This is a genomic window from Xanthomonas hyacinthi (assembly GCF_009769165.1).
Lineage (GTDB): Bacteria > Pseudomonadota > Gammaproteobacteria > Xanthomonadales > Xanthomonadaceae > Xanthomonas_A > Xanthomonas_A hyacinthi.
Map to the genome: position 1 here is coordinate 3,336,326 of NZ_CP043476.1, position 9,634 is coordinate 3,345,959.

Annotated in this window: 13 protein-coding genes; 10 read left to right on the plus strand and 3 right to left on the minus strand. The window is 68.3% G+C overall.

Going from position 1 to position 9,634, the window contains the following annotated elements; genetic code table 11:
* Nucleotides 1-72: 72 nt before the first annotated feature.
* Complete coding sequence (locus tag FZ025_RS14700; RefSeq protein ID WP_104558726.1) at nt 73-978, minus strand: LysR family transcriptional regulator; 906 nt, start codon at nt 976-978, stop codon at nt 73-75.
* 79 nt (nt 979-1,057) lie between these two features.
* On the opposite strand from FZ025_RS14700, the gene FZ025_RS14705 reads away from it, so the two are divergent.
* The 4 genes from FZ025_RS14705 to FZ025_RS14720 all read left to right on the plus strand — a co-directional run bounded on the left by FZ025_RS14705 (nt 1,058) and on the right by FZ025_RS14720 (nt 4,311).
* Nucleotides 1,058-2,059, plus strand: a complete 1,002-nt coding sequence (locus FZ025_RS14705) for a polysaccharide deacetylase family protein (protein WP_104558727.1) — start codon at nt 1,058-1,060, stop codon at nt 2,057-2,059.
* A 23-nt stretch (nt 2,060-2,082) separates the two neighbouring features.
* Complete coding sequence (locus tag FZ025_RS14710) at nt 2,083-2,793, plus strand: SDR family oxidoreductase (RefSeq protein ID WP_104558728.1); 711 nt, start codon at nt 2,083-2,085, stop codon at nt 2,791-2,793.
* 48 nt (nt 2,794-2,841) lie between these two features.
* A complete protein-coding gene (locus FZ025_RS14715) occupies nt 2,842-3,447 on the plus strand; it encodes an ester cyclase (protein WP_208803670.1) in 606 nt (201 codons plus the stop codon).
* 459 nt (nt 3,448-3,906) lie between these two features.
* Nucleotides 3,907-4,311 carry a DUF6165 family protein gene (locus FZ025_RS14720; RefSeq protein WP_104558729.1) on the plus strand — a complete coding sequence of 135 codons (405 nt, stop codon included), beginning with the start codon at nt 3,907-3,909 and terminating at the stop codon, nt 4,309-4,311.
* Nucleotides 4,312-4,393: 82 nt separating this feature from the next.
* Here FZ025_RS14720 and FZ025_RS14725 read toward each other — a convergent pair whose 3' ends face one another.
* Nucleotides 4,394-4,651 (minus strand): DUF2798 domain-containing protein, encoded by a 258-nt coding sequence (locus tag FZ025_RS14725; protein WP_046981980.1) that lies wholly within the window; start codon nt 4,649-4,651, stop codon nt 4,394-4,396.
* 197 nt (nt 4,652-4,848) lie between these two features.
* Complete coding sequence (locus FZ025_RS14730; protein ID WP_104558730.1) at nt 4,849-5,898, minus strand: glycosyltransferase family 9 protein; 1,050 nt, start codon at nt 5,896-5,898, stop codon at nt 4,849-4,851.
* Between the two features lie 20 nt (nt 5,899-5,918).
* Between FZ025_RS14730 and FZ025_RS14735 the strand changes: the two genes are divergently transcribed.
* The 6 genes from FZ025_RS14735 to FZ025_RS14760 are packed head-to-tail and all read left to right on the plus strand — an operon-like array spanning nt 5,919 to nt 9,632.
* Complete coding sequence (locus tag FZ025_RS14735; protein ID WP_104558731.1) at nt 5,919-6,668, plus strand: 3-deoxy-D-manno-octulosonic acid kinase; 750 nt, start codon at nt 5,919-5,921, stop codon at nt 6,666-6,668.
* Nucleotides 6,668-7,423 (plus strand): MBL fold metallo-hydrolase, encoded by a 756-nt coding sequence (locus tag FZ025_RS14740; protein ID WP_104558732.1) that lies wholly within the window; start codon nt 6,668-6,670, stop codon nt 7,421-7,423. The genes FZ025_RS14735 and FZ025_RS14740 overlap by 1 nt, the downstream gene beginning before the upstream one ends.
* Entirely contained in the window at nt 7,420-8,460 is a 1,041-nt protein-coding gene (gene moaA / locus FZ025_RS14745) for a GTP 3',8-cyclase MoaA (RefSeq protein WP_104558733.1), read from the plus strand. The genes FZ025_RS14740 and moaA overlap by 4 nt, the downstream gene beginning before the upstream one ends.
* Nucleotides 8,461-8,465: 5 nt before the next feature.
* Nucleotides 8,466-8,843 carry a nuclear transport factor 2 family protein gene (locus FZ025_RS14750; protein ID WP_046980224.1) on the plus strand — a complete coding sequence of 126 codons (378 nt, stop codon included), beginning with the start codon at nt 8,466-8,468 and terminating at the stop codon, nt 8,841-8,843.
* 31 nt (nt 8,844-8,874) lie between these two features.
* Nucleotides 8,875-9,390, plus strand: coding sequence for a cyclic pyranopterin monophosphate synthase MoaC (moaC, locus tag FZ025_RS14755; RefSeq protein WP_046980217.1), 516 nt, complete (start codon nt 8,875-8,877; stop codon nt 9,388-9,390).
* A complete protein-coding gene (locus tag FZ025_RS14760) occupies nt 9,387-9,632 on the plus strand; it encodes a MoaD/ThiS family protein (RefSeq protein ID WP_046980216.1) in 246 nt (81 codons plus the stop codon). The genes moaC and FZ025_RS14760 overlap by 4 nt, the downstream gene beginning before the upstream one ends.
* Nucleotides 9,633-9,634 lie beyond the last annotated feature (2 nt).

The following is a 9,634-nucleotide window of genomic DNA, read 5'->3' on the forward strand; positions in this document are numbered from 1 at the left end:
GTGGTCAGGTCTCAGAACGGCTTAGCGTGGATCGCCGCCATTTTCACGCCATGCCCCCTCGCCAGCTATCGATTAGCGCCGATCCGCGTGGATCGTGGCATCGATGTGAGTAGCAAGTTCGTCGAGCAGGACGCGAGTCTTGAGCGGCAAATGGAGGGCGCTTGGATAGAGGGCGACGATCGGCGCTTCGCCGCCGTCCCAATCGAGCAGCACGCGTTCGAGCCGGCCTGTTGCAAGGTCCTCCGCGACATCAATTTCCGATTTCAGCATGATGCCAAGGCCGTCCCGCGCCCAGCCATGTACGACATCGCCATCATCGACGCGCAGCCGCGCGTGGGCTGCAAGGTGTGCGGTGGCGCCGCCAGGCCCGTGCAGGCGCCAGGGTTCGATGGCTGCGCCATAGCGCAGGAAGGCGTGCGCCTTCGCATCCCCCGGCGTGGCCGGCCGGCCGGCGCGATCGAGATAAGCGGGCGCCGCAACCAGAATGCGCCGGTTGTCGGCGAGTTTTCGCATCATGGCCGAACTGTCGGCGAGAGCGCCGATGCGGATCGCGACATCCAGGCCCTCGCCGACGAGATCGACCACCCGGTCGTCAAGTTCCAGCGCGACGGCAAGGCCAGGGTAGCGCGCCGCAAGTCGTCCAAGGGCCGGGGCCACGAAGCGCCGGCCGAAGGCGATCGGCGCACTGATGCGCAAGGTTCCGGCCGGTTCGTTGCGACCGCCAGCTAAACGACCTTCCGCCCCTTCCAGGGTTTCGAGAGCCTGCACGACATCGGCCAGCAGCCGCGCGCCTTCGTCCGTCGCGCTCAGTGATCGCGTGGTGCGCTGGATCAGCCGAACGCCCACGCGGCTTTCGAGTGTCGCGAGCCGCTTGCTGACCACGGCCAGCGTGACCCCAAGCCGCCGCGCCGCGGCCGACAGGCTGCCTTCCGCCAGGATCGCGCGAAGCGTCTTCAATTCGTTGAGGTCGTCCAGCATCAACTATCAACCCAGAAGCGATAAACAATCGTCTATTCGATATATTATCATTTATGGTGCGATAGTCTATATTTGGCCCATGACCAATGCAGCCATCTCCATCACCCGTCGAACGTTTCTCGGCAGCGGCCTTGCCGCCATCGCCGCGTCCGCCATTGCCGTCCCCGCGAATGCAAAGGAAATCACCATGGCCGCTGGATCCTTCTGGCCCGACAATGCACGCCTTGCCGTCAGCTTCTCGCTCATGCTCGAGGCCGGCGGTCAGCCGATCTCCGGTGCGGGCGGTGTCATCCCCGATCCCATCGAGAAGGGACTGCCGGACCTGCCGACCAACGCATTCTTCCAGTACGGCGTCTACGAGGGCGTGCCGCGGATCCTCGACCTGATGGACAAGCATCGGGTCAAGCTGTCCTGCTTCATGATCGGCCAGGCAGTTGAGAAGGCACCCGACCTGGCGCGGGAAATCGTCCGGCGCGGCCATGAGGCCGCGGCCCACGGCAGGACCTGGGAAAACAGCTATTTTCTCGACCCGGACGCCGAGCGGCGCTTCATCGCCGACAGCGTCGAGAAGATCCAGAAGATCACCGGTCAGCAGCCGGTCGGATGGAACGCATATTGGATGCGCAACTCGCCGCGCACGCTCGATATCCTGCAGTCGCTTGGCTTCAAATACCACATCGATGAGCCAAGCATGGACGAACCGTTCATCGTCAGGCTCAAGGGCGGGGACTTCGTCACCGTACCCTATACCTTCCATATGAACGACATCGTCTCCTTCCCGTTCGAGAACTACAATCCTGCGGCCTACGAACAGGCGCTGAAGGATGAATTCGATCAGCTCTATGAGGAAGGCGCGCACCGGCGGCGGATGATGGTCGTGTCGCTGCACGACCGCATCTCCGGTCATGCCAACCGGGTGCGCGTGCTCGACCGCTTCCTGGCCTATGCCCGATCGAAGCCCGGCGTGTGGTTCGCCCGCAAGGACGAGATCGCGACATGGGCGGCCAAGCACCGAGCGATCACTCCCATCTACGACCGTGGCGCGCCGACCGTCAGCGGCTTGCCCGGCTCAGCCGCCTGATCCCGAACGAAAAGGAATAGACCATGACTCTCTCGCTGAAAGACAAACGCGTCCTTGTCATCGGCGCGGCCGGCGGGATCGGCGCCGCGACGGCCGAAGCTTTTGCCTCGGCCGGTGCTTCGGTCTTCGCCGCTGGCCGCCTCGGTCCCAAGCTCGAAGCACTCGCTGCCCGGGCTGCGGTCGAGCCCGTCGCACTCGACATTCTCGACAACCCTGCCATCGAAGCCTTCTTCGGCGCGGCGCGGCCGTTCGATCACGTGGTGATCGCCGCGGCGACGACCCGGAGTGGTCCGGTTGGTGTTCTGTCGCTCGACGACGCCAGGGCCTCCATGGAAAGCAAGTTCTGGGGCGGCTATCGCGTCGCGCGGGCTGCCAGAATCGCGGATGGCGGCTCGATCACCTTCGTCTCGGGATTTCTCTCGCGGCGGCCGAGTGCGAGTTCGGTGCTGCAGGGCGCGATCAATGCGGCTCTGGAAGCCCTTGGGCGCGGCCTGGCACTGGAACGGGCCCCGGTCCGGGTCAACACGGTGTCGCCCGGCCTGATCGATACGCCGCTCTGGGGCTGCATGGACAAGGCCGAGCGCGAAGCCATGTTCGCCCGCACGGCCGAGCGGCTGCCCGCGCGTCGCGTCGGCCAGCCCGAGGATATCGCGCAGGCGATCCTGTTCGTCGCGACCAATCCCTTCGCCACCGGCACCACGGTCACAGTCGACGGCGGCGCCACTATCGCCTGAGACGAGCGGTACTTACCCGAACTCGGGAAACATCACCGCTTCACCAACGTGCCGACCGCCATCCTCGACGAACTGATGTTTCGCGGGGACGCCGCCGCCACCCACCCGGAAAGAGAAAATGTCATGCTTGAATTTCCAATTGTGGCCGCCATACTCGCAACCCTGCTCTCTGCGCCGGTCGATGCCGCAGAGGTGAAGATCGACGATCTCACCATCGGAGGGACCGTCTCGAGCGCACAAAACCAGGCGACGGTGAAGGCAGCGAAAGCCTTCTATCAGTTCTGGGACACCGGCGACGAAGCCGCCCTCAAGGCAGCGATCGCGTCGACCTTCACCGACCGCGCGCTGCCGCCGGGCCGTCCCCAAGGGCCGGAAGGCCCGGCGTTCGCCTCGAAGAACTTCCGCTCAGCGGTCCCCGATCTCCGCGTCGAGGTGAAGAAAATGATCGTCACGGGCGATTTTGTTACGGTTCATATGGAGTTCAAAGGTCATTTCACCGGCAGCTTCGGCACAGTGAAGGGCCAGGGGCAGGCGATCGACTTCATCGCAACCGATCTGCTCAAGGTGACCGACGGGCGGATTACGGACAACTGGCACATCGAGGACAATCTGACGCTGCTCTCGCAAATGGGCGTCGCGACCGTCGTCCGGTGACTGGCGCGATGGCAGCGTTTTCGAATGTGGGCATCGCGTTGCGCGTGCAGCGGTCCATTCCTGACGGCGATGATGTCACGGTCGGCCAAATGCGGCATTGGAGCGTTATAGCGTAGACATGGTGCCCATCATCGTCGGGCGTGGCCCGCCAGATTTTGTCGCAGCAACAACGTTTCAGCCGAGCGCAGGCGCGATCGCAGCAGGAGGGGGTGAGAAGCCCCCGCGGGTTCGACGCATCGGCACGATGCCGATGCGCACGGCGCAGCCGCCCGCAGGGCGAGGTGCAGGATGCACCGGGTAAATCCCCCTTCCCGCCAGTTTTGCGGTAGCAGTAATGCCGGTTGCGCAGAAGGCCCCGTCAGGGGCCTTTTGTTATTTGACGGCCGCGGCCACGCCGCGCCGACATGGCTTTAAGGCCTGCTCGCTACACTTCCTTTCAACTCTTGCCTGGGTGTGCCCATGTCCGAAATCCTCGTCCCCGTGTCCTTTGGCGAACTGCTCGACAAGATCGCCATCCTGCAGATCAAGTCCGAGCGCATCGGCGATGCGGCCAAGCTGGCCAACGTGCGTGCGGAGCTGTCGGCGCTGGAAAAGACCTGGATGGCGCATCCGGCCGCCAGCGGCGACGTCGCCCGCCTGCGGCTGGAGCTGAAGGCGGTCAACGAGCGCCTGTGGGCGATCGAGGACGAGATCCGGATCAAGGAGAAGGCGCAGGCCTTCGACGAGGAGTTCATCAAGCTCGCGCGCAGCGTGTACTACGAGAACGACGAGCGCGCGCGGATCAAGAAGGAGATCAACCTGGCGCTGGGCTCCAGCTACGTCGAAGAGAAGTCCTACCAGGACTACCGCGGCGCGGCGTCCTGAGGGGAAGCATCCGGCTGAACGAAGCATCCGGGAGGCGTCGTCGCCTCCCGGCGCGGTCCATGCAGGCCAGAGGATGGGTGGGTCAGGCGCGGGCGACCAGGATTCCGGTCAGCCGGCGTACCAGCGGCAAGGCCAGCAGCAGGGTGGGGAAGGCGATCAGCCACGACAACGCCCAGGCGCCCAGCCAGAGCGAGTACACGCCCGGCGCCAGGCCGACCGTGCGCAGCGTACTGATCATCGAGACCACGCAGGTCATCAGGATCGACAACAACAGCGGCATCACCCAGCCGGCATGGCGGGAATGCAGCTTGCGTGGGGAAAACCGAGGGGAACGAGACATGCTGCGGACTCCGTAAGCCGGTCGAGCAAAGGCGCCACCCGCACGCGCCGGGGCGCTGGTGGGAAACGGCCCCGGACGAATCCGGCGCGGTTGGCGCGTTGCTTGACGTAAACGCTTACGGCGGCGTCCGCAGACCGAGCCGGTGGCGGACACGCACGATCATGGTAAGGCCGCGATCGGTCCGCGCACCAGCCGGCTTAGATGCCCTGGTCGGCGCGGTAGCGCTCGAACGCGGCGATCGCGTCGTCCACGCCGATCAGCGCCATCACCGCGTCGAACTCGATCTTGCTGCCCCATTTCAGTTGTTCGGCCGGCTTGCCGAGGAACTTGCGCGCCGCCGCGTCGTACTTGTCCACGCAGTAGCAGATGTCCGAATACGGGCCGCTGCGGCGCGGATTGCTCGCCGCGTGCAAGCCCAGCACCTTGCTGCCCACGGCATTGGCGATGTGCATCGGGCCCGAGTCGGGGGTCATCACCAGCGCGGCGCGCTGCAGCAGCGCCGGCAGTTGCTTGAGCGTGTCGCGGCCGACCAGGTCCAGCACCGGCGCGCGCATCGCTGCGACGATGGCGTCGGCCGTGCTGCGCTCCAGCTCGCTGCGCCCGCCGCACAGCACCACCCGCCAACCCTGCGCGGCGGCGTGGTCGGCGACCGCGGCGTAGCGGTCGGCGTACCAGTTGCGGCGTACGTGGCTGGAACAGGGCGAGATCAGCAGCGCCGGGCGGCCGTCCTCGGGCCATTGCGCCTGCGCCCAGGCGTGCGCGTCGTCGGGAATCGGCAGGTCCCAGCGCACCTCGCTCTGGCGCAGGCCCAGCGGTTCGCAGAAGCTGCCGATCGCGTCGAGCACGTGGATGCCGGGGCGGTCGGGGATGCGTTCGTTGACGAACAGGCCGTGCAGGTCCTTGGAGCGGCTGCGATCGTAGCCGATGCGGCGGCGCGCGCGGACGAACGCGGACAGCACGTTGGCGCGCAGCGCCACCTGCATCTGCAGCAGCGCATCGAAGCCCTGCGGCGGCAGTTCGCGGCGCAGCGCGCGCATGCCGGCCACGCCGCTGCGCTTGTCGTAGTCGTGGAAGACCACCCCGGGCAGGCCGTCGAGCAACTTGTGCCCGGCCTTGTCGATGATCCAGTGCAGCGCCGCCGCCGCGGGCCAGGCGCGCTGCAGGGTGCGCACCAGCGGCACCACATGGGTCACGTCCCCCAGCGCCGACAGGCGCAACAGGCACAGCGAAGGGAGCGTTGCTGCCATGGTGTTGTTAGACTCGCTGAATGGTTGCATTCGACGCCACCGAAGCGCTGACGCCGTACCGCGAGGGCCGCGGCTATGGCGCCATTCTGTTCGACCGCCAACGACTGCGGCAAGCCGAGCCGGCGCTGTTCTCCGCGGCGTACTGGGCCGAACGCGCGCGTCCGGTGGACGAGGGCGGCCGCGGCGGCGCCTGGTTCGTCGATGCCCCGTTCGGGGCCTGCGTGCTGCGCCAGTACCGGCGCGGCGGCCTGGTCGCCAAGCTCAGCCGCGATCGCTACCTGTGGTCCGGCGCCGACCGCACCCGCAGCTTCGCCGAGTTCCGGCTGATGCGCGCGCTGCTCGCGCGCAAGCTGCCGGTGCCGCGGCCGTTGGCCGCCTGCTACCTGCGGCAGGGGCTGCGCTACCGCGCCGCGATCCTGATGGAGCGGCTGGAAGGGGTGCGTTCGCTGGCCGATCGCGCGCATGCCGCCGGCCGCGGCGCGCCGTGGGAGGAGACCGGACGGCTGGTCGCGCGCTTCCATCGCGCCGGGCTGGATCACGCCGATCTCAACGCGCACAACATCCTGTTCGACGGCAACGGCCGCGGCTGGCTGATCGATTTCGACCGCGGCGTGCTGCGCATCCCGGCCACGCGCTGGCGCGAGCGCAACCTCAAGCGCCTGCACCGCTCGCTGCTGAAGCTGCGCGGCGCGCGCAGCGTGGACGAGGTCAACAAGGACTACGCGCGCCTGCGCCGCGCCTACGACCTGGCCTGGAACCGGGGCTACTGATGGCCTGGGCGCTGCGCTTCCAGGGCGTCGGCAACGCGTCGGCGGTGGAACTGGGTTCGCCGATGGCCACCATCGAGCGCGATGGCGCGCCCTGGTTGAGCATCGATTGCGGCGGCGAGGGCCTGAGCGCCTACCAGGCGCATTACCGGGCGATGCCGCAGGCGCTGTTCGTGACCCATGTGCACCTGGACCACGTGGCCGGCCTCGAGCGGCTGTTCGTGGACGCCTATTTTTCGGCGCGGCGCGGCAAGCTGCGGCTGTACGTGCCGGCGCCGGTGCTGCCGCTGCTGCACCGGCGCATCGCCGACTACCCGAACGTGCTGGCTGAGGGCGGTGCCAATTTCTGGGACGCGTTCCAGCTGATCGCGGTGGGCGATGCGTTCTGGCACGAGGGGGTGCGGCTGGAGGTGTTCCCGGTGCGCCACCACTGGCCGGAAACCGCCTACGGGCTGCGCCTGCAGGGCGCGCTGGTGTGGAGCGGCGATACCCGGCCGATCCCGGAAATGCTGAGCCGTTATGCCGGCGACGGCGAGCTGGTCGCGCATGACTGCGGCCTTCACGGCAATCCGTCGCATACTGGGGTGGACGACCTGGAACGGGAATATCCCGCCGAGCTGCTGCAACGCATGATGCTGTACCACTACGCCAGCGCCGAGGATGCCGAGGCCCTGCGCGCGCGCGGCCACCGCGTCGCGCGGCCGGGCGAGTGCGTGGCACTGGATGCGCCGCGCGCGCCGCAGGTGCCGGCGCCATGAGTGCCGTCTTGCGCCCGCCGCTGCCGATGGCGCCGATCGCGCCGCTGGATCGGGTGGGGCGGCCGTTGCGCGACCTGCGCCTGTCGGTGATCGAGGCCTGCAATTTCCGCTGCGGCTACTGCATGCCGGCCGACAAGGTGCCCGACGATTACGGCTTCGATGCGGCCTCGCGGCTGTCGTTCGAGCAGATCGAGACGCTGGTGCGCGGCTTCGTGCGCAACGGCGTCAGCAAGCTGCGCCTGACCGGCGGCGAGCCGCTGCTGCGCCGCGGCCTGCCCGAACTGGTGCGGCGGCTGGCACGCATCCCCGGCCTCGACGACCTGGCCATGACCACCAACGGCTCGCTGCTGGCGCGGCACGCGCAGGCCTTGCGCGAGGCCGGATTGCGCCGGGTCACGGTGAGCCTGGACGCGATCGACGCGGCGAGCTTCCGGCGCATGTCCGGCGGCCGCGGCGAGGTGGCGCAGGTGCTGGCGGGGATCGACGCGGCCAGCGCGGCCGGGTTGGGACCAGTGAAGATCAATTGCGTGGTCCAGCGCGGCATCAACGACGACCAGGTGCTGCCGCTGCTGGCGCATTTCCGCGGCAGCGGCCACGTGCTGCGCTTCATCGAGTACATGGATGTGGGCACCTGCAACGCCTGGCGCCGCGAGCGCGTGGTGCCCTCGGCCGAACTGCGCGAGCGCATCGCCGCGCGCTGGCCGCTGCGCGCGCTGGATCCGCATTACGCCGGCGAAGTGGCGGCGCGGCATGCCTTCGTCGACGGCGGCGGCGAGATCGGCTTCGTCAGCTCGGTCAGCGCGCCGTTCTGCGGCGACTGCCATCGCGCCCGGGTCTCGGCCGACGGCCAGCTCTACACCTGCCTGTTCGCCGCCGCCGGCACCGATCTGAAGCCGGCGCTGGCCGGCGGCGAGGATGCGCTGGCCAAGCGCGTGCAGGCGCTGTGGGGCCAGCGCGGCGATCGCTACAGCGAACTGCGCGGCGATGCGCGCGCGGCGCGCGGCAAGCACGTCGAGATGTTCCTGATCGGCGGATGAGCGGCATGGACGAATCGCTGAACAATCGCTTGTTCGCGCTGGAGCTGGAGTTGCTGGAGCCGGCGACGCGTGCATCGGTCGCGCGCTTGTCGGCGCTGCTCGACGAGGCATTCGTCGAATTCGGCGCGTCCGGGCGATGCATCGACAAGCAGGCGCTGCTGCGGGAATTGCCGGCCGCGGCCGGCGCGGTCCGCTATCGCGCGTTCGATTTGCAGGCATGCCTGCTGGCGCCGGATCTGGCGCAGCTGCGCTATCGCAGCGAGCGCCGCGATGGCGCCGGCGCGCCGCCGCGGCATGCGCTGCGCAGTTCGCAGTGGCGCTGCCGCGATGGCGAATGGCGCATGCTGTTCCACCAAGGCACGCCGATGTCCGGCAATGCCTGAGCATGGTGCCGTGGGAGCGGCAGCGCAGCCTATGAACAAGACACCGGCCAAGGCCGCCCGCGCGGCGACCAAGGCGCTGACCCACCTGGATCCGCAGGGCCTGCCGACGATGGTCGACGTGTCGTCCAAGGCGGTCACTGCGCGCGTCGCCGTGGCCGAGTCGCGGGTGCGCTTTCCCGCCGCGGTGGCCGCGCAATTGCGCGCCGACGCGCTGCGCAGCGCCAAGGGCGGCATCGTCGACACCGCGGTGATCGCCGGCACCATGGCGGTCAAGCGCACCCACGAGCTGATCCCGTTCTGCCATCCGCTGCCGATCGACGGCTGCCGCTTCGCGATCGACTGGGCCTCGCCACAGGTGCTGCGCATCGAATGCACGGTGCGCAGCGTGCACCGCACCGGCGTGGAGATGGAGGCGCTGACCGGCGCCAGCATCGCCGCGTTGACCGTCTACGACATGTGCAAGGCGCTGACCCACGCGATGACGATCGGCCCGCTGCGGCTGCTGCGCAAGCGCGGCGGCAAGCGCGACGTCGGGAGCGCGGCATGAGCGTGCAGGTGCGCGTGCTGTATTTCGCCAGCCTGCGCGAGGCGGCGGGCATCGAGCACGAACAGGTGCGCACCGCCGCGGCCGACCTGCGCGCGCTGTACGCCGAACTCGATGCGCGGCATGGCCTGCGCTGGCCGTCGCAGCGCCTGCGCGTGGCCGTGGACGGCGCCTTCGCGCATTGGGACGACGCGCTGCGCGAAGGCAGCGAAGTGGTGTTCATTCCGCCGGTCTCGGGAGGCTGATC